This is a genomic window from Chromatiales bacterium (assembly GCA_024234935.1).
GTDB lineage: Bacteria > Pseudomonadota > Gammaproteobacteria > Steroidobacterales.
In genome coordinates this window covers 24,713-45,003 of record JACKNI010000007.1, presented here as the reverse complement: position 1 = coordinate 45,003, position 20,291 = coordinate 24,713, and the positions used below count along the sequence as shown (strand labels likewise).

The 20,291-nt window shown below is 62.4% G+C and carries 18 protein-coding genes; 8 read left to right on the top strand and 10 right to left on the bottom strand.

The features are described from left to right. Nucleotides 1–77: 77 nt before the first annotated feature. Together H6979_12615 and arfB are read left to right on the top strand one after the other, a co-directional pair. Nucleotides 78–431, top strand: a complete 354-nt coding sequence (locus H6979_12615) for a hypothetical protein (protein ID MCP5140687.1) — start codon at nt 78–80, stop codon at nt 429–431. A gap of 6 nt (nt 432–437) precedes the next feature. Then, nucleotides 438–860: an aminoacyl-tRNA hydrolase gene (arfB, locus tag H6979_12610; GenBank protein MCP5140686.1), complete on the top strand. Its 423-nt coding sequence runs from the start codon at nt 438–440 to the stop codon at nt 858–860. A gap of 14 nt (nt 861–874) precedes the next feature. Here arfB and H6979_12605 read toward each other — a convergent pair whose 3' ends face one another. The 10 genes from H6979_12605 to H6979_12560 all read right to left on the bottom strand — a co-directional run bounded on the left by H6979_12605 (nt 875) and on the right by H6979_12560 (nt 12,324). Then, complete coding sequence (locus H6979_12605; GenBank protein MCP5140685.1) at nt 875–2,863, bottom strand: pyrroloquinoline quinone-dependent dehydrogenase; 1,989 nt, start codon at nt 2,861–2,863, stop codon at nt 875–877. 89 nt (nt 2,864–2,952) lie between these two features. After that, nucleotides 2,953–3,966: an LLM class flavin-dependent oxidoreductase gene (locus tag H6979_12600; protein MCP5140684.1), complete on the bottom strand. Its 1,014-nt coding sequence runs from the start codon at nt 3,964–3,966 to the stop codon at nt 2,953–2,955. A 34-nt stretch (nt 3,967–4,000) separates the two neighbouring features. Continuing rightward, on the bottom strand, nt 4,001–5,170 hold the full coding sequence (gene hemE / locus H6979_12595) for a uroporphyrinogen decarboxylase (GenBank protein ID MCP5140683.1): 1,170 nt from the start codon (nt 5,168–5,170) through the stop codon (nt 4,001–4,003). Nucleotides 5,171–5,482: 312 nt separating this feature from the next. Further along, nucleotides 5,483–6,241: a thermonuclease family protein gene (locus H6979_12590; GenBank protein MCP5140682.1), complete on the bottom strand. Its 759-nt coding sequence runs from the start codon at nt 6,239–6,241 to the stop codon at nt 5,483–5,485. Between the two features lie 50 nt (nt 6,242–6,291). Further along, nucleotides 6,292–7,302, bottom strand: a complete 1,011-nt coding sequence (locus tag H6979_12585) for an LLM class flavin-dependent oxidoreductase (GenBank protein ID MCP5140681.1) — start codon at nt 7,300–7,302, stop codon at nt 6,292–6,294. A 52-nt stretch (nt 7,303–7,354) separates the two neighbouring features. Next, nucleotides 7,355–8,407 (bottom strand): LLM class F420-dependent oxidoreductase, encoded by a 1,053-nt coding sequence (locus tag H6979_12580; GenBank protein ID MCP5140680.1) that lies wholly within the window; start codon nt 8,405–8,407, stop codon nt 7,355–7,357. A 47-nt stretch (nt 8,408–8,454) separates the two neighbouring features. Then, the gene (locus H6979_12575) at nt 8,455–9,048 is read right to left on the bottom strand and encodes a hypothetical protein (GenBank protein MCP5140679.1); all 594 of its coding nucleotides are present in this window, start codon (nt 9,046–9,048) and stop codon (nt 8,455–8,457) included. Then, nucleotides 9,048–9,623, bottom strand: a complete 576-nt coding sequence (locus H6979_12570) for a hypothetical protein (GenBank protein MCP5140678.1) — start codon at nt 9,621–9,623, stop codon at nt 9,048–9,050. Before H6979_12570 ends, H6979_12575 begins: the two co-directional genes overlap by 1 nt. Before the next feature lie 81 nt (nt 9,624–9,704). Beyond that, nucleotides 9,705–11,657, bottom strand: a complete 1,953-nt coding sequence (locus tag H6979_12565) for a pyrroloquinoline quinone-dependent dehydrogenase (GenBank protein ID MCP5140677.1) — start codon at nt 11,655–11,657, stop codon at nt 9,705–9,707. 31 nt (nt 11,658–11,688) lie between these two features. After that, nucleotides 11,689–12,324, bottom strand: a complete 636-nt coding sequence (locus H6979_12560) for a DUF98 domain-containing protein (GenBank protein ID MCP5140676.1) — start codon at nt 12,322–12,324, stop codon at nt 11,689–11,691. A gap of 177 nt (nt 12,325–12,501) precedes the next feature. On the opposite strand from H6979_12560, the gene H6979_12555 reads away from it, so the two are divergent. The 6 genes from H6979_12555 to H6979_12530 all read left to right on the top strand — a co-directional run bounded on the left by H6979_12555 (nt 12,502) and on the right by H6979_12530 (nt 20,290). Further along, nucleotides 12,502–13,590, top strand: a complete 1,089-nt coding sequence (locus H6979_12555) for an OmpA family protein (GenBank protein MCP5140675.1) — start codon at nt 12,502–12,504, stop codon at nt 13,588–13,590. 12 nt (nt 13,591–13,602) lie between these two features. Continuing rightward, nucleotides 13,603–14,154, top strand: coding sequence for a porin family protein (locus tag H6979_12550; protein MCP5140674.1), 552 nt, complete (start codon nt 13,603–13,605; stop codon nt 14,152–14,154). A 250-nt stretch (nt 14,155–14,404) separates the two neighbouring features. Next, nucleotides 14,405–16,048, top strand: coding sequence for a pilus (MSHA type) biogenesis protein MshL (gene mshL / locus H6979_12545; protein MCP5140673.1), 1,644 nt, complete (start codon nt 14,405–14,407; stop codon nt 16,046–16,048). Beyond that, nucleotides 16,045–17,301 carry a tetratricopeptide repeat protein gene (locus H6979_12540; GenBank protein ID MCP5140672.1) on the top strand — a complete coding sequence of 419 codons (1,257 nt, stop codon included), beginning with the start codon at nt 16,045–16,047 and terminating at the stop codon, nt 17,299–17,301. The genes mshL and H6979_12540 overlap by 4 nt, the downstream gene beginning before the upstream one ends. Before the next feature lie 11 nt (nt 17,302–17,312). Further along, the gene (locus tag H6979_12535) at nt 17,313–19,085 is read left to right on the top strand and encodes a type II/IV secretion system protein (protein MCP5140671.1); all 1,773 of its coding nucleotides are present in this window, start codon (nt 17,313–17,315) and stop codon (nt 19,083–19,085) included. Then, entirely contained in the window at nt 19,082–20,290 is a 1,209-nt protein-coding gene (locus tag H6979_12530) for a type II secretion system F family protein (GenBank protein MCP5140670.1), read from the top strand. The genes H6979_12535 and H6979_12530 overlap by 4 nt, the downstream gene beginning before the upstream one ends. Nucleotide 20,291 lies beyond the last annotated feature (1 nt).

Genomic DNA, 20,291 nt, shown 5'->3' with positions numbered 1-20,291 from the left:
CCCGGGGCTTGTGACAGGTAACATCCACTCATCGGCCAGGCTGGTCGGCGTTCGTCTTTTCCTGAGGATTGCAAACCGTGGCAGAACATGAAGTCATGTGGATCGGCCGCCGCCCGGCGGCGCTGCCCACCATCGAATACCCGGCAACGACCGAAGAATTTGCCGATGCGGTCACCAGCGCCTGCGCCGATGCCGGCTGCAGCGTGCAGGACTATGTGGCCGCTGCGGGCGCCTACGGCAGCTGGCTGATCCGTTTCCGCCGCGACGACGCGAAGCAACGCCTGGTGTGGAACGGCAAGGAAGGCCGCCTGGTACTCGAGCAGGCAACCGCCGGTATCGACTGGGATGAACTGCAGAGCTGCCCCGTGACCGAGCGCAATACCGCCGGGTTCATCGCGGCCATGCAGAACCTGCTGCAGAACCCGGCCTGAGCGACGATGCCGGACCCCTCCGCCAGCCGCACACGCATCAGCGTGCCAGTCGAGGAGGTCGAACTCACCGCAGTCCGCGCGCAGGGCGCCGGCGGCCAGAACGTCAACAAGGTGGCGAGCGCCATCCACCTGCGCTTCGACATCCGCGCCTCGTCGCTGCCGCCCGGGATACAGGAAAGGCTGCTCGCACTGCGCGACCAGCGCATCACGCAGGACGGCATCATCGTGCTCAAGGCACAGCGTCATCGCACCCAGGAGATGAACCGCGACGACGCACTGGACCGGCTCAACGAACTGGTCAACACGGTCACCGTGGTACAACGCAGGCGCATCGCAACCCGGCCAAGCAAAGGCGCCAAGCTGCGACGACTCGAAGGCAAGAAGCAGCGCGGCGCAACGAAGTCGCTGCGCAGAAAGCCGGTGGACTGAGTGGCGGCTACCTCTCAGGGCAGCGCATAGGCCACGAGGTAATCCGAGACGTTGCGGAAGCCGGCCACGATGTGTCCACCGGCCGCCACCACCACGAACTGACGGCCGCCCACCGAGTAGGTCATCGGTGTCGCCATCGCCGACGCCGGCGTGCTCACCTCCCAGAGTTTCTTGCCGCTGTCGATGTCGAAGGCGCGGAACTTCTCGTCCGCACTCGCGCCGATGAAGACCAGTCCACCGGCGGTGACAGTCGGGCCACCGGCCAGCGGCGTACCGAAGGGCAATGGTATCGGCACAGGCATCAGCTTTTCGAGCGTACCGAGCGTGAAGCGCCACTTCGTGCCGGTATCGCCGGACAGATCCAGCGCCATCAACTCGCCCCAGGGCGGCGGGGTGCAGGGCGAGAACAGCGGCGAGAGCACCGGCGCGAACTGAAACGAATAAGGTGTACCCGCCATCGCCGTCGGCGGCCCGATCGGCCCCATCCGTGGCTGATCGAGTTCTTCGGGCGTCACGTCGGCCGTGCGCTTGAGCCGCGTGTAGATGGGGACCTGCGAGACCGGCAACACGAGCAGTGAACGCTCGGGATCGAAAGCCGCACCGCCCCAGTTGTTGGCCGATGAGGCCATCAGCGTGCCTTCGAAGCCCGGTGGTTCATAGAGTCCTGAACGACCGAAGGACGCGAGCTTCCTGCGACAGGCCGAGCGATCGAACAGCGTGAAGCCCCAGGCCTGCTCCGGCGTATACCTCGCTACGCCGAGCGGTGCAGGACGAACCGGAAACGGCTGTGTCGGCGAGAGCACCTCACCAGGCACGCCGTCAGTCGGCACCGGCCGCTCCTCCACCGGAAACACCGGCTCGCCCGTTTCCCGGTTCAAGACGAAGATCAGCCCCTGCTTGGTCAGCTGGATGACCACCGGCAGCAGTTTCCCGTTGCGCTTCAGGTCGACGAGGATCGGCTGCGCCGGAAGGTCGAGGTCCCAGACATCGTGGTGCACGATCTGGAAGTGCCAGACGACAGTGCCGTCGGCTGCGCGCAGTGCCACAACCGAGTTGGCATAACGGTTGTCGCCGGGCCGATTGCCGCCGAAGTTGTTTGGCGCGGCCGTCGCGGTGGGCAGGAAAAGCAGCCCGCGCGCCGGGTCAGACGACATCATGCTCCAGACGTTCGCGCCGCCCGTGTGCTCCAGTCCCTCACGGGTCCAGCCCAGGGCTTCAGCATTTTCCGCCTCGTGCGGAATCGGGTCGAACTTCCAGCGCAACGCACCCGTACGCGCGTCGTAGGCCCGCACCTCGCCCCGCGGGCTGTCGGCGCGCCAGAACTTGCTGTTGTCGGAAGACCCGATCACGACGAGATCAGCGATGGTCACCGGCGGCGCCGAGAACTGCACATCGCCTTCCTTGAGATCCGGGGCGTCGTCGTGGATATCCGGCTGCACGTCCACCACCCCGGCGGTGCCGAAGTCCCCGCAGGGCTTGCCGCTCAGCGCATCGATACCGATCAGTCGCAAGTCATTGGTCGCGGTGAAGATGCGGTGCCTGCAGCTGGCACCAGCAACTGCATCGCTGTCCTCCCAATAGGCCACACCCCGGCACAGGAACTTGCTGCCGACGGGCCCGATGCGGATCTGCGGATCGTGGACCCAGCGCTCCTTGCCGCTCGCCGGATCCAGCGCGATCACGCGATTCATCGCCGAGCAGAACACCAGCGACTCGCCCGCCGCCTTCGGCAGCAGGATGGGCGTCACGTTCAGTGCGGCGAGCGGCCGGTGTTCCGGATGCCGCTCGATGTCGCCAGTGCGGTAGCTCCAGGCCAGGGCGAGCGAGCCGACGTTGTCGCGATTGATCTGCGCTAGCGAGGAATAATGCGACCCGCCGGGCCCACCGCCATAGTGCTGCCAGTCATCGCGATCACCCGCCATGGCAGCCGACACCACCAGCAGCGCCACCAGTCCTGCCCATGCAGGGAAAGGCCGCGTCGCTCGTCTCGTGTCATTTGCCATGACGTGTTCCTCCCTCTACCCGACCACCACCGTTATCTTAGCGATCTTAAGGTGACTCTACGGCGGGAGCCAATGTATTGAGCAGTGCGCTAGGCAAAGACCGGAACGACTCTTTTCCCGAGCAGTCGAATCGCCTCCTCGGGCTTTTCGTAGATACGCAAGGCAATCCCGGTCAACCCGGCTGACTCGAATGCCTGCAAACGCGCGATTTCCTTGTCCAATTCATCGATGCCTGCACATGACGTGACGTTATCAACAAGGGACCTGATGATTCGTTCCGGGACTCCCTCGTAGACAGGGGACCGCTTCCGCAAGGCTGCCAGGAACGAAGGACGCATCTTTTCGACAAGGCGCATGTCTGCCTCACTCATGAAGTGTGAATTCTTTTCACGTGACAGCACATCGCGCACCGTCAGGTTCACGCGTGCCTCGGTTTCCGCTTCAGCCCGTGTCTTCTTGACGTGCCACGCCCAGAAGTTGCTGAGCTGAAATGCGGCTAGATCCCGGCCGGCTCTCTTCAGCGCCGGATCGATGATTTCCCGCACGCCGCCAATCTGCTCCACTATCTTGTCGGTCAGCATCACGCCGTCAGCACAGCGAGCAGCCATGCGCAGCATCTGTGGCTTGTTGGCAGCAGCATAGATGACGGGCGGTGCCTTCGTTACCCAGGCTGCCTTGCAGCCTTTGGCGGTGAACAACTCTCCTTCATATTGCATCTCCAGGCCTGTTGCCGCCTGCTTGATGATCTCGATGCATTCGCGAACACCCCGTACCCGACGCTCGGGCCGCAGATTCATGGCCCTCGTCGCAATCACGCCACCGCCACCGACCACGATCCGGGCACGACCGTTGGATGCCTCATTCAGCGACAGCAGCGATGTTGCCATTTTCAGCGGATGCAGTTCGTAAGGTGAAACTGCAATAGGTCCCATATGGATGCGGTCGGTCGCCTGAGCCGCAGCCAGAAAACCCAGAAAAGGATCCCGACCACTCAGCGTGTTCGAGACCCAGACCCCACCCAGTCCGTTGTCTTCGGCCAGCTTGCTCAGCTCTGCAATCCGTTCCGGGGACTCGCTTGATTCCAGTATGAGGTCAATACGCATATCGGTTGTGCCACATTACGGGCCGACTGCAACTTCAGGCCATCCTCGCCTGACTCAGTTCGTGCACGCTGTCGACCATGGCTTTGACATGATCCACAGGTGAGTAGCGCGGGACGCCGTGCCCCAGGTTAAACACATGACCCCGCGCGGCCTTGCCAGCATTGAGCGTCTCGGCGACCCGACGGCGGATTTCCTCGGGTGACTGGTAGAGTACGTGTGGCTCGATATTGCCCTGCACCGAAACATTGGGTCCAAGTTGTGCCACTGCGTTGTCGAGTCGCATGCCATAGTCGATGCCGATGACATCCGCGCCGCAGTCTTTGATCATATCCAGTGAGCCGTGTGCGCCGAGGCCAAAGTAAATAATCGGAACCCCGGTCGGTTTCAGTGCGGCAATGATCCTTTTGACGTAGGGCAGATTCACGCTTTCGTAGTCCTGAGGCCCGAAGAGCCCCGCATTGGAATCGAACAGCATCAGGGCGTCGGCTCCGGCAGCAGCCTGGGCCTTCAGGTATCCGGCCGTGTGCTGTGCAACCTTGTCCATCAGGATGGCATAGCCTGCGGGCTCTTCAAAAACAAAACGGCGGAAAAGCGAGAAGGCCGTACTTGAACCGCCTTCGACCATATAAGCTGACATGGTGAAGGGTGCAGCCGCAAAACCAATCAGCGGCACCCGGTTGGCCAGCGCACGGGCACAGATTTTCTGGGCTTCGTAGACAAATCCCAAGCCATCGGCCGGGTCCTCCGGCACGATCAGCCGATCCGCGTCGGCCTTGCTGCGAACCGGGTTCCCGAAGACCGGCCCGGTCTTGTCTGAATAACTCAGCTGCATGCCCATGGGCACGACTGCGGTGGTGATATCCGAATAGAAGATCGCCGCATCAACACCCAGAGCGTCGACTGGCTGAATCGTGAGTTCGGCGGCAATCTCCGGCGTGCGCACGCTGGTCAGGAAATCGCTATTGGCCAGCAGCTTCTGGTACTGGGGCAGGTATCGGCCCGCCTGGCGCATCATCCAGATGGGCGTGTAATCGACTTTTTCACCGCGGCAGGCTTTCAGAAAAGCATCATTTCGCTTCGGGTTCTCATGTGCGCCGACGTCAACGATACCGGCCGGCAACCCGTCAGCCGAATTGCTCCGGCCAATTAACGGAGCCAATGACAAAGCGGCACCGACACCCCGGACAAAATGGCGCCGACCCATGGACGGCATATCACTGTCATTCATTCTCTGCGCTCCCTGGATAATCCCTCGAATTCTCGATCAGTCAGAAGTCTGGAGCTGCCGATTACCGGTGATACTCAGCGGGTAAAGCCCCCGTATACCTCAATCCGATAGCCCATCCCATTTCGAATAGCCCGGCGAGAACCGGAACTGACCACGCCATGTACCTTCCTGTGCCAGCCTGACCCTGCCGAGGTCGAATGAGTCCTGGGCAGATCGCGAAAGCCGAGGAAAAAACTTCGACTGCCGGCAATCATTCTTGCTGCCGTTGCGCCATTTCAGTCTGCCGGATCAATTCCGCGGTGCCCGAAAGCCCGCCGCCCGTGCCTCCGCCTCGGAGCAGAACCAGCGTTCGCCCTTCGACTCGTCGATCCTGGTGTTCGCATAGGATGCGCTGCCGGGCACATGATAAATGCGTTTCCCGCCGGAGCCGATGTTGCCCTTGATCAGGCAGTCACCGGACTTCCGGCCTGCAGGCACCGGCGCGCTTGCCGGTGCAGCGCGGATTGCGGCCACACAATCTGCCATCGTGCTGCCCTCGTAGTCGGTGTATGGGCCACCGCTATCCCGGTGACGCCACTCCCAGGGCGCATGCCGTTTCCTGCCGGTTGATCGCCACAACCCCAGCTGCTGGTCGCGGGCCTTCGCCTCCCACTCACAGTAAAGCGGGTCGTCCCTGAACTCGCCGAGATACTGGCGGAAGGCCCAGGCGTTGCCCCTCGCAACCATCTCCAGATTGACGTTGCGCTCGCCCAGCATGACGACAGCGACCAGACGGTCGTATTTGTCCTGCTCTACCGGTATCAGGTCGACCACCTTGCCGCCGATCAATTGCCGCAGCGCCGATGCGGCTTCCATCCCGTAAGGCTGATTCTTCTCCGGCGCGTCGATACCGTAAAAGCGGACGGTGATCGCCCCGCTCTGGAGCTTCAGCTGAGCGGTATCACCATCCGTAACGCGCATAACTTTGCCGCGGAGAACGGCATCGCTGTCCCGGGCGCTGGCGGTCAGCGAGAAAACGAGACAGCTGAGAAAAAGCAGGAAGCGCATCGGGCAAGTATGCCGCCATATCGGTGTTTCAGGATGAAACGGCGGAATGTTCAGCCGAGCTCCGGCACCACCCGCTCCCCGATCAGGCGGATCGAAGCGGCCGGGTCTGCATACAGGCGCAGCGCGACGCTGCCGAGCCCCGCATCGCGCAGCTTGCGCAATTTGCCGATCACGGGCTCCAGATCGTCGGGTGAACCGGAAACCGTGAGCTTGTCGACCAGTTTGTCGAGCAGCCGGTCCGGTACACCGTCGACCTGGTGACTGCCGGTCGCGAAGGCCCGGGCAAAAGCCGCCTCGCTGGCCATGACGAGATCGACATCCGCCGGATCGAGAAATCCAGCCAGCAGCCAGGGGCGGAAGATGCCCCGCAACAGCAGCCAGCGGCGCGCTTCCTGCCGCGCCTGCTGGAGATCCCGGTACACATGCCAGGCAGTGAAGACATTGGTGGCAAATGCGGGTCGCTGGCGGCCAATTTCTGCCAGCGCCGCATCGAGTGTGGCGATGGCCTGTGATGCCGGACCCGGCGGCATGTCGCTCATCATGATGCCGTCGGCACAGCGTGCGGCCATGCGCAGCATCTGCTGCTGGCTTGCGCCGACATGGATGGCCGGCGCCACGGACTCCAGCCAGCGCAGCTGCAGATTGCGAACGCGAAACAGTTCGCCGGCGTAGCTGATGCGCTCACCACTGGCGGCAGCACGGATGATCTCTACGCACTCGCGCACCGCGCGCACACGGCGCGCGGCCTGAATATCCAGCGCCTGCAGCGCCTCGCCACCGCCGCCGATGACAATGCGCGCACGACCGGCAGCCATTTCATTCAAGGTCAGCAGCGCCGAAGCGATCTTCACCGGATGTGTATCAAAGGGATTCACCGCGATGGGACCGAGGCGGATACGCGAAGTGGCCTGCGCGAGCAGCGCCATGTTGGCGAAGGGATCGCGTGAATCGAGCAGACTCGATACCCACACGCCGTTGATGCCACAGTTTTCGGCGAGCTGGCCGAGCTCGGCCAGTTCCTGCGCCCTGGCACGCGCATCGAGGATCACATCGATCTGCACGGTTAGCGACTCCCTGTCCTATTGTCTGGCGGCCTGCTGCTCACGGCAGCACTCAGAGCAGCTCCTCAGCAACCAGACGCAGCGCGTCGACGGATGCACGCGCCAGCAGCATCGAACCGATCTCGCCGCGCGCACCGGCCGCTTTCCAGACGGCGAGGCGTTCACGGATGCGCGCCGCCGGCCCGACCAGTGCGATGGCATCGACCAGACGGTCGGGCACCGCCGCCGCGGCTTCATCCTTGCGGCCGGCCAGATACAGCGTCTGGATCTGCTCCGCTTCGTCTGTATAGCCCATGCGCCGTACATAGTCCGTATAGAAATTTTTCTGGCGCGGGCCCATGCCGCCTATATATAGAGCGAGATGTGAACGAACCGGCGCCCGGCAGGCATCGAGGTCGTCACCCAGTGCGACGGGCACGAAGGGTGCGACATCGAAATCAGCCAGTGTGCGTTTCCGTCCCGATTCCTCGCTGCCTTTGGCAAAACCTGCTGCCAGATGCGGGCCGATGAGATCGAAGCGTTCCGGGTCCATCCAGATCGGGAACACGCCGTCGGCAATCTCGGCGGCGGTGGCAAGTCCCGTCGGCGTGACCGCCGCCGTGTAGATGCGCAGCTGCCCGTCGGCGTGCAGGATGCTCTGCATCGGCCGGCCGAGCCCGGTGGCACCGGTACCTTTATAAGGAATCTGGTAGTGATAGCCATCGTGACGCAGCGGGGCGCGACGGCTGGCAATCTGGCGGACGATGTCGATGTATTCGCGGGTACGGGTCATCGGCCGGCCGTAGGGCACACCATACCAGCCTTCGACCACGCGCGGACCGGAAGGCCCGAGGCCAAGCAGGAAGCGTCCGCCGGACAGGGCGTTCAGGGTCATCGCCGTCATCGCGGTACAGGTCGGCGTGCGTGCCGGCATCTGCATGATCGCGGTACCGACACGGATGCGCGTGGTGCGCGCCAGGATCCAGCTCGCCACTGAAACAGCATCGCTGCCATAGGCTTCGGAAGTCCAGACCGAGTCGTAACCCAGCCGCTCGGCTTCAAGGATCTCGTCCATCGGGACGCTCAACGCTGCCGGTGAATAGCCGGCCACCAGACCCAGACGCATGATGATTCTCCGCGAGTACCGCTCCCCGGAGCAGTATAGGCGGAGATTCAGGCCCGCTGGCGGTCGCGGCCAGCAGACTGGTATTGGTCGAGGAGGCGGGCCAGCTCGTCGCGTTCGCGCTGGAGATCAACCATCTGGGTGGTGGTCAGCGTGGTGCCGGACTCCACGACTTCGAGTTCAGTACGCGCATCGCGAAGTTCCAGGCTGATACGCGACAGCTCTTCGGTACGTACATCGAGATCGGCAAGCAGCGCTTCCTGGCGGACTGCCGCTGCCTTGAGTTCAGACTGCAGGGCTTCGATCTGCGCTTCGCGCTCTGTGACCCGCCCGCGCAGCGCATCGATCTCGGCCTTGCCGGCCTTCGCGGCGTTCAGGAACTGCTCGCGCTCGACCCGGCCCTGGTCGACGAGCCGCTGCGTAACACGCAGTTCTTCGAGCAATGTCTGTATCTTCTTGTCGGTTTCCGGAGCAACTTCAGGCGGCTTGTTTGTACCAGGAAATGCCGGCGCACGTGAATCGTTGCCAAACAGGCTTTCCTTGAGAGGCCCCTCGCCCGACCGCATGATGATGAAGGCGATGGCAATTCCGCTCAGCACCAGGCCGAACAGCAGACCGATACCGATAAGACCGAGGTAGGCCATCAGTGGTCAACCAGCTGATCACGCCGCAGTCCGGAACGCTCCGGATCCCGGGACTTCATGTCGAGCTCGCGCCGCAGGGCTTCCACCATGGTATTCAGATCGTCGCGCTCGCGGGTGAGTCGTTCGATCTGGTCGATGACGACATCCGACCCGACCTGCGACACGTCCAGCTCGGTCTTCACATCACGCAGCTGTACATGGGTACGCACCATTTCTTCGGCACGATCGGCAAGTTCCTTGCGCAGCTCCGCAGTCTTCCGGCATTCGTGCTGCATTTCGGCTGTGAGCTTGCGCACCAGGTCCTGTTGACGCGCTGTCTCGTCCCGCAGAGCAGCCAGCTCAACGGTCATGCTCTCGAGTTGTCCGGCAAGCGCCTGACGTTCATTGACAGCGTCATCCGCAGTGCGCTGCGCAACGCGGAGATCGGCTTCGAGGCCGCGAATCCTGTGATGGAGGGTATCGACCGTACCGCCTGAGCGACGGCCCGCCTGCCAGACCTTGACGGCAATGGCCAGCACCAGGCTGGTGGCAAGCGCTGCCAGCAGGCCGAGGCTGATGAGGGTCCAGTCCAACATAGGCCGGAGAGTAGCCGCTGGTTGCCGGTCGCGGCCATGCACCAGTTCTCACAACGTCGCGGCATGCGCCGGAAACGGAAGCTACTTCACGGGCAGCGCGTAGGCGAGCACATAATCATCGACACCCTTGGCGTCATACCAGGAGTGCCCGCCGGCTGCGAACACCACGTACTGCCGGCCATCGACCTCATAGGTCATCGGCGTGGCCATCGCCGAGGTCGGTGCCCGCATTTCCCACAGCTCCTCGCCGGTCTCTATATCGTAGGCATGCACGCGGTTATCGGAAGTGGCGCCGATGAAGACCAGTCCGCTTCCGGTTACGATGGGGCCACCGGCCGAGGGTCCGCCGAGATTCAGCGGGATCGGAAACGGCATCAGCTTGTCGAGCCGGCCAAAGGGGATCTTCCAGCGGATCTCGCCGCTGACCATATCGATGGCCACCAGCATGTTCCACGGTGGTGCCGTACACGGGGTAAAGGATGGCGACATCAACGGACCCTGCTTGACACCGTAAGGTGTGTCACCGAGATAACCCGGACCCTGCATCGGTGCACCGGCCTCCGGCCGCCGTGCATACCCGGGATCAACCTCTGCCCTGGGGATCAGCTTCACGTAGTAGGGAATCTGCGACACCGGCGTGATCAGCAGGTTGCGCTGCGGATCGTATGCCCCGCCACCCCAGTTGGGCCCACCACCGGGTTGCGGATAGAGGACCGTACCGGTGCTCATGATCGGCTCGTACTGACTGCCATGGCGCATCGACTCGATCTTCCTGCGACAGGCGTTCCTGTCGAAGATCGTAAAGCCCCAGGCATCATCGGGCGAGATGGTATTGCGCACCAGCACCGGCGGCCTGACCGGAAAGGGCTGGGTCGGCGACAGTTGCTCGCCCTCGATATCGGTGTCAGTCGGCACCGGTCGCTCCTCGATCGGGAACAGCGGCTCACCGGTCTCGCGATTGAACGCAAACACCATGCCGGTCTTGACCAGCTGGATGACGGCCGGAATCTTGCGGCCGTCGCGGTCTATTGAGGTGAGGATCGGCGTTGAACCGGCATCGCGGTCCCAGACATCATGGTGCAGGGTCTGAAAGTGCCAGACCACCTCGCCGGTCGATCCACGCAAGGCGATGATCGAATTCGCGTACTCGTTATTGCCCGGCCGGTGCACGCCCCAGTAGTTGGGCGCAGGAGATGCCGTCGGCACGAACAGGAGATCGCGCGGACTGTCCGCCGACATCGGTACCCAGGTGTTCGCACCACCGACCTGCTGTGGCGTCGGCGTCAGCCCGGTGGACGCATCGCGCACCAGCGGATCGAAACTCCAGAGCAGCGCACCGGTACGCGCATCGAAGCCGCGTATGGCGCCATTCACTGACGACGAAGTCTTGAACTTGTTGGAGAACGAAGACACGGCCACCACATCCCGCACCACAGTCGGCGGCGAGACGAGCTGGGTGAGCTGCGTGCCATCGGCGGGCACCAGGGATCTGATCAGTACATCCACATTCACCTGTCCCTGTACGCCGAAACTGCTGCACAGCTTGCCGTCCCGGGCATCCATGGCGATCAGGCGCTTGTCAGCCGTGGCAAGAAACAGGCGGTGGGCACAGGCGGCGTCCACCGGCGCTGCAGTATCCGCCCAGTACGCGACACCCCTGCACTTGAAGCGGCCGGCGTACGGCGTCTTGTCGACCTTCGGATCCATGGCCCAGCGTTCTGCGCCACTGGCCGGATCGAGTGCGATCACCTTGCCGAATGGATCACAGACCAGCAGATGCCCGCCGGCCGCCGCTGGCAGCAGCGTCGGTGTGGCCTGGAAGTCGATCATGGATTTCAACGCCGGGTTGGCGGTTACGGCACCGGTCCGGTATTGCCAGACCAGTTCCAGTTTGCCGACATTGTCCCGGTTGATCTGCGCAAGTGCCGAGTAGCGGCTTCCACCCTCGTCGCCACCGTAGTACGCCCAGCCTTCGGCTCCGGCTGCAGCGAGGTGCAGGAACAAGGCAATGAAAACCGGCGTGCGCTTGTACATCTTTAACAGTCCCCTGCGTAACAAATCGTATTCAGTCGGATGGCAGCCTGGCGCCGAGCGCCGGCACCGGAACCGCGATCGGCCGCCAGGCAAAGCGCTCGGTAATCATCATCAGCGGCCGACCCCGTGCAGTCACCCGGTAGCTGCGCGTCAGGAAATCACCGTCGGTCACGGCGGCTACCTGCTCCGGCAGCGACTTCATCTGTTCGCGACCGTACCAGAGTCCTTCGCGTCGGCTGTCGAGTCCGCTGGCAAGCAGGATCTGGCCCAGTCCGGCAACGCCCGCCTCCAGCGCCCCGCGCATCGTCACCGGCAGCCCATCCGCATTGATCCTCGACTCGGCATAGGCGAAAAAGCCGCGACTGCGCGCCCCGCTCAGCAATACGGCCCGCTCGGTGACCGTCGCGCCAGCCGGCAGATCAAGCCAGCCATCAGCGACAGCGAGCTTCTGCGGACGCTGCCACAGGCAGGTCACCGCCACCGGCTCCAGCGCCCATGCCTCCAGAAAAGTGGTAACCGTGCCATCGATCACCAGCAGGGCCCGTTGCAGCGGCGTCAGTTCAGCCGCAATGATGGATTCAAGATTGGCCGGCCGGTCTGCCTGGGCAAGAAAAAATCCCGCGACTGGATCAAAACGCTCCGGATCGGACTGCGATTGTTGTGTCATCAGGACTGATGCATCTGTGCAGAGGTCGCCAGTATAGTAGCCAGGCGCATGTTGACGCCTGTTTGACCGGCCGTATACTGGCCGGAGACCACAATGTGAACACCGGGTTGCCCGGCGCAAGTGTCTCCCGCCTGTTAGCCTCACATTAATCAAGAACACTGCTTAGGAGCCTGCGTGATGAAGCGTTTCCTGATACCTCTTGCCCTGGGCCTGGCCAGCACACCGCTGATGGCCGGCACGTCACTGCTGGACGCCAACGAATACAGCGTCTGGAACGCAGGCGTCGCCGCAACTTTTGCCGATTACAAATTTGACGACAACTCGGTCGACGACAGCACCGTCGGATTCAAACTCTACGGCGGCTACCGCATCAACAAGTGGTTTGGCCTCGAGGCCGCCTATCACAGCTTCGGCGACTTCTCCGAAGCGCCGCCGTTGCCGGCTGCTTCGGTTGATGTGCGCCTGGATGGATACAGCGGGTCAGTACTCCTCTACGCACCGATCAACAGCGATGAGGTCGACGTCTATGCAAAAGCCGGTTACTACAACTTCGACCAGGAACTCGAACGCAACAACATCGTCACCGCCAGCAATTCACCGGATGGACTGCTGCTCGGCGCCGGCCTGATCGTCAATATCAGCAAGCAGTTCGCCTTCCGCGCAGAGGGTGAGTGGTTTGATATCGACGACGGCGACCTGTGGGCCATCAACCTCGGTGCCGAGTATCGTTTCGGACGTGCGCCTGAAGCAGCAGCACCTGTTGCCGTCGCGGCACCTGTCGCCGTCGTGGCTCCGCCGGCAGCTGTCGCTGCCGCTCCGGTCGTCAAGGACAGCGACGGCGATGGCGTCAAAGATGATATCGACGAGTGTCCGGATACGCCGGCCGGCGCAAAGGTTGATGCCCGCGGTTGCGAGGAACAGCTCATCCTGCGTGGTGTTACCTTTGATTTCGACTCGGCGAAGCTCACACCTGACAGCCTGACGATCCTGGACTCGGTAGCCACCACCCTGACCAGGCGCCCGAACTTCAATGTTGAGGTACGTGGACACACCGACAGCCATGGTGCCGATGACTACAACCTCACGCTCTCGCAACAGCGGGCTGAAGCGGTGCGTGACTATCTGATCGAAAGAGGCATACCTGCAACGCAGCTCACGGCCGCCGGCTTTGGTGAAGCGGACCCGATTGCAGACAACGGGACCGAAGAAGGCCGCGCCTTGAATCGCCGCGTGAGCCTGGAGTTTTCCACGCAGGCTGGTCAATAAGGAGCATTGTTCATGAAACGCACAGCGGGAATTGCACTGCTTGGCCTGTGTTCGCTGTCTGCCCAGGCCGGCCCGGCCGATCCGGGCTGGCTGGTCGGCATTTCCGGCATGCTCACGAGCTATGAGATCGATGGCAGCGTTTTTGACGACGAAGCCGTCGGCGCCAAACTGAGCGTTCAGTACCGTTTCAACAAGTACTTCGGCATCGAGGGCTCATGGCTCGAATCCGGCAATTTCAGCGAAGACACAGACCCGGCCAATCCTGGCGGCAAGGTGGATGTAGACCTTGACGGAACGACCATCTATGCCATCGGCTACCTCCCCTTCACCACGGAGGACCTCCAGCTGTACGGCAAGGCAGGTTTCTACAACCTGAACCAGAATATCGACACCGAAACCAGCTCCAGGAGCCGCGGTGCCGACGGACTCACCTTCGGTGCCGGCACACAAATCGCCGTGTCCAGCAAGGTCAGCCTGCGCCTTGAGGGCGACTGGTTCGACCTCGACGACGGCGACTTCTGGGCCGTCAGCCTCGGCGTCAACTACCACTTCGGCCAGCCCTGATACCTGTCCATTGCGGCACGGGGTACGTCCTGTACCCCGTGCGCGTTGCCTGCACGTGACTCCGTTCACGTTTCCCGACCACGCCAGCCGGCAACTGTGAGCTGGCGCACGCCGCATCAGACATAAAAAACGGATCCTGACCCGGCCTTAACTTAAGGGGATACCGTGCCTTTGCCCTGTGCGGGAGATTTACCCGGACGGTGGCAACGCACGGCGGGAAACGGTTGCTGATCCGCGGAGACGATTGGTCATGACACAGAACATTTGGCGCCGTGGCGCATTCCTGAGCATCGGTGTTGCCGCACTCGTTGCGGGCTGCGGCACCGTGCAGCCGTTTGACCCGGCACCGGAACATCTGAAATCGGTCGAAGGGAACAGGATCATTCCCGCACCGGTCACCCGGCTGCCCACGCCACCGGCACCGGTCGCGCAGCCAGTCCAGGAAACCTACACGCTGGTGGTGACTGACGTACCCGTACGCGAAGTGTTGTTCGCACTGGCCCGCGATGCGGCGATCAATGTGGACATCTCGGGCAACATCGAAGGCAATGTCACGCTCAACGCCGTCAACCAGACGCTGCCACAGATACTCGAACGCATCAGCCGGCAGGTCAGCATCCGTCACAACATCGAAAACGGCACGCTCGTTGTCATGCCGGACGCACCGTACTGGCGGAACTACCGGGTGGACTACGTGAACCTGGCGCGCGGCAGCGAAGGTGAAGTCACTGTTGCTACCCAGGTCGCCTCTACCGGTGGCAGCGTCCGTGAGGATTCGCAGAGCAGCGGCGGCACGAACAGCGATGACCAGAATATTTCGCGAACCACGGTCAAGAGCACCTCCGATAACAGCTACTGGCAGGTTCTCGGCAACAACCTGCGCCAGATCGTCACGGGTCAGGCAACCGGTAGCGACGCGGCAGCTGGCCCTGACCCGGTGGCAGTCAATTCGATCGCCGGTGTCATCAGCGTCCACGCCAACAGTGTGCAGCAGCAGAAGGTCCAGGCCTTTATCGATCAGGTAACGGTCAGCTCAAAACGCCAGGTCCTGATCGAAGTGACGGTCGTGGAAGTCGAACTCAACGACAGCTACCAGGCTGGTGTCGACTGGTCGCGGGTCTCTGCAAACGGCGGACTCGGCCAGGACGGCATTTCATTCATCAACACACTGACCGGCGGCAATCTTTCCACTGCACCTGTCTACACCATGAAGTACGCCAATTTCGATGCTGACGGCAGTGGCTTCTCGGCCGCTGTGAAGATGCTGTCGCAGTTCGGCGACACGAAGGTCCTGTCCACGCCGCGCATCATGGCCCTCAATAACCAGACCGCCATGCTCAAGGTGGTCGATGAGCGCGTCTACTTCAGCCTTTCACAGGACATCGTCGAAGCATCTGACAATGGTCCGGAACGATCGACCATTACAAGTGAAATCAAGACCGTTCCGGTCGGCTTCATCATGAGCGTGACGCCGCAGATCAGCGACAACGGCAACGTGAGCATGAATGTGCGGCCGACCATCACGCGCATCCTCGGTTACGTCGTCGACCCTGCTCCCCGCCTCAGCGAGTTCGGTCAGGATTTCGACAACCTCGTGCCGGAGATACATGTCAGCGAGATCGAATCATTGCTGGAGGTGGCCGACGGACAGACCGTTGTCATCGGCGGGCTGATGCAGGACACCAGTCAAAAGAAGCGTGATGGCGTGCCATTGCTGTCACGTCTGCCTGGTGTCGGCGACCTGTTCAGCTATCGCGACGATGCAGTCAAGAAAAGCGAACTGGTGCTGTTCCTGCGTCCCACCGTGATTCGCGGTGCCGGGGCCGGTCAGCCAGCACTGGCGAGTGCCGCTGCACCCCTCAGCACTACCGGGAAGCCGGGGGCGACGCCATGAGCTCCCTGCTCGACATCCTGCAGAAAAAGCCGGCACAGCCTGCAGCTGACGAGACCATCGTCGCGCAGAGATCAGCCGAGAGTCATATGCAGACCGTTGAGCTGCATCTTGCCGTGGATAATCGCGGCACTGCAGAAGCGCTGGTGGCGAGCGATGCAGATGACAGCATGCCCGAACTCACCATCGGCCAGCAGCAGGCGTCGCAGGCCGCTGAACAACATCACGATGCCGGGACGGTAGCAGACACCTTTGGCGGTGTGCCCGGTGATCCGCAGGACAATGCAGCCGATGCGTCCCAGTCGTTTGCGGTCAACCAGCGCAGGCAACGCGTCCGCCGCAACACTTCACTGCTGATCGGCAGCCTGGTACTGATCCTGCTGACCGTAACGACGGCCATTTCCATACTCCTGCAATACACGGCAAACCGCGGGGACGATCAGTCGGTGGTCATCCCGCCAGAAGCGCTTCAGGCAAGGCCGGCGCAACAGCAAGTCAGCGAAGTGGCAACACCGCAGCCCGTGGTACGCCCGCTGCGCAAGGAAGTGGCCGACCCGCCGACCGCTCCGCCGGCTGCTATGGTCGGCAAGGACACCGACTGGTATGACACGCCAGCTGTAGAAACGCCGGAAACCACAACGCAGATCAAGATCTCGCGGGGCACCACGGAGAATCCGCTGTTTCCAAAACTCAGCGAAGCGTGGAGTGCTTTTCAGGCTGCCGACTATGCGCAGGCCGAGAGCCTTTATCGCGAAGTGCAGGCGGCTGACGCGCACAATGTGGATGCGCTGCTTGGACTGGCGGCGATCGCCTTGCGTAGTGACCGTGAGCAGGAAGCCCAGTCACTTTACAAATCAGTGCTCGAAGCTGATCCGAAGAATTCAGCCGCTGTTGCCGCCCTCTCGACCTTGCCAGCGGGCGCATCAGCCAACGGCGATACGGGCAATGAAACCCGGCTGAAGAACATGCTGCGCGAGCAGCCAGGCGCCGCCCAGCTGCACTTCGCACTCGGACTGCAGTATGTCAGCGCCGGGCGCTGGCCGGAGGCCCAGCAGGCCTTCTTTGAGGCTGTGCGCAACGAACCGGTCAATGCCGACTATGCCTATAACCTGGCGGTGAGCCTGGACCAGCTTGGTCAGGGAACGGCTGCTGCTGCCTACTACGAACGCGCCCTGGCTCTCGCAAACGGCAGTGCGTTGTTTGACGCTGCGGCGGCCCGGCAGCGGCTGGACAGCCTGCGCGCGGCAGCCCGATAGGCCACGTCGTCATGACATCCCCCAACAGCAAGCCCGGTTCCCGTAGTGCGCCGGCCGAAACACAGGCCGGTGAGCGCCGCGGTCCACGCAAGCAGCTTGGCGAATTCCTGGTCGAGAAAGGGCTGATCACCCGCGACCAGCTGCGTGTCGCGCTCACCGAACAGAAACAGTCGAACGAACGCATAGGCAAGGTCATCGCCAGGCTGGGGCTCGTCCCCGAGTCCGTCGTACGCGACATGCTCGCAGAAATGCTCCGCGTCGAAAGCATCGATCTTTCGAAGGTCGTGCCGGATGCCGCGGCAGTCGCGCTGTTGCCCGAGGACGTTGCGCGACGCTTTCGCGTGCTGCCTGTTGCATTCAACCCGGTGACCCGTGTCCTGACCATGGCCATGGCAGATACCTTCGACGTGGTCGCACGCGACCAGGTATCGGCAATGCTCGGCGGACAGATCGAGATCCGGACACTGCTGGCCAGCGAAGCAGAGATCCAGGGCGCAATCGAGAACATCTACGACAAGGAGCTGTCGCTGGCAGCGATCCTGCAGGAAATCGATTCCCCCGCAACGGACCGGGGCGCTGTTGCGCGCGGTGCGGACAACCTCACGCAGCCGATGGTGCGCCTGATCGATGCGCTGCTCGGCGACGCCGTCAGGCGGCGCGCATCGGATGTGCATATCGAGCCCGAGGACGGCTTTGTCCGCGTGCGCTATCGCGTAGACGGTGTGCTGCACCAGGTCTCGACAGTGCACCGGAAATTCCTCGCCGCCATCGTGGTGCGCATCAAGGTCATGGCCGGCATGGATATCACCGAAACGCGCGCGCCCCAGGACGGCCACATCGCATTGACGATCGGCGGCCGCACGGTGGACTTCCGCGTCGCTACCCAGCCGACCATCCACGGTGAAAACATCGTGCTGCGCATTCTCGACCGGCGCGCGGGCATCGTGCCGCTGGACGGACTTGGCCTGCCGGAGGATCAGCTGACACTGCTGAAGATGCTGCTGGCGCGGCCGGAAGGCGTGATCCTGGTCACCGGCCCGACCGGCAGCGGCAAGACCACCACGCTGTATTCGATTCTGGGCTACCGCAACGACGAATCCGTCAACATCATGACGCTCGAAGACCCTGTCGAATATCCCTTCCCGATGATTCGCCAGACTTCCCTGGCCGACGCGGTGAAGCTCGACTTTGCCACCGGCATCCGTTCCCTGATGCGCCAGGATCCGGACATCATTCTGGTCGGTGAAATCCGCGACGAAGCGACGGCAGAAATGGCCTTTCGCGCCGCCATGACCGGGCATCAGGTGTATTCCACTCTGCATACGAACTCCGCGCTCGGGGCAATTCCACGCCTGCTGGACATCGGCCTGAAGCCTGGCGTGCTGGCTGGCAACATCATCGGCATCGTCGCGCAACGGCTGGTCCGGCGATTGTGCCCCGAGTGCAAGGAGGCTTACGAAGCCAGCGATATCGAACGGCGGCTGATGGGAATTGACGCGGCCGCCGAGCTGACCATCTATCGCAGCAAGGGCTGCAGCCACTGCAATCAGGTCGGTTACCGCGGCCGCATGTCCATCATGGAAATCGTGCGCTTCGACGCTGAACTGGACGAAGCACTGGCAGGCAACAAGTCGCTGGGTGAACTGCGCGCCATTGCGGTGGCCAGCGGCTTCCGGCCCCTGGCCGACGACGGCATCCGCCGTGTGCTGAGCGGCGACACGAGCCTCGACGAAATTGCGCGCGTCATCGACCTGACCGAGCGCGCACTCGGAGCGACACGGTGACTGCCTTCAACTATCGCGCCGTCGATGCCAGCGGCCGCATCTTGCATGGTGAGCTGGCGGCAAACAGCGAAACAGAGCTCGACTCGCGCCTGTTGCAGATCGGGCTGCAGCTGGTCACCTGCCGCCCACTCAGCAGACGCCAGATCGGCGCCGCCGGCAAGAAAGTCGACCGGCGAGAACTCATCAATTTCTGCTTCCATCTCGAGCAGGCCCATCGCGCCGGCCTGCCGATACTCGAGGCACTGCGCGACCTGCGCGACAGCACAGCCAACCCCTCGTTTCGAAACGTACTCGCCTCGATATCACTGGCTGTCGAAGGCGGAAAGAGCCTGTCTGAAGCGCTGGGCGATTATCCCGCCACCTTTGACCACGTTTTTGTCGCCCTGGTGCGTGCCGGTGAACGCTCCGGTGAACTGTCCCAGGTCCTGGCACGGATGACGGAGACATTGAAATGGCAGGATGAGCTGATCGCACAGACAAAAAAGCTCATGCTCTACCCGGCCTTTGTCGGCACCGTGGTGTTTGCCGTGGTGTTCTTCCTGATGCTCTATGTCGTGCCGCAAATGGGTGCATTCCTGAAAACCATGGGCCAGGACATGCCCCTGCACACCAGAGCGTTGATCGCGACCTCCGATGTAGTTGTCGAGTTCTGGTACCTGCTGCTTGGCGGTCCGGTCGTGCTGGGGATCATGGGGAACTGGCTGGTCAGACACGACGCCGGATCACGGCGGGCCTTCGACCGGCTGAAACTGCAGGTGTGGGTCTTCGGACCCATCCTCAGCAAGATCATCATGAGCCGCTTCGTCACCTACTTCCAGATCATGTATGCGTCCGGCATCACCATCGTCGATGCACTGAAGACCTCGCGTGAACTGGCAGGAAATGTCGTTATCGCCGAAGCGATTGACGAGGTCTCGGCCTATGTCGATGAAGGCAACTCGCTGAGCGGATCGATCGGCCAGGCCGGGCTCTTTCCACCACTCGTCCTGCGCATGGTGAAGATGGGCGAAGACATCGGCAAACTCGATGAAGCGCTGGAAAACGTCACCTACTTCTATAACCGCGAAGTCAACGAGGCAGTTAACCGCCTGCAGACACTCATCGAACCGGCCATGACCGTCATCCTCGGACTCATCCTTGGCTGGGTGATGCTCTCGGTGCTTGGTCCCATCTACGACACCATCGGCAAACTCGGGACCATCTGAC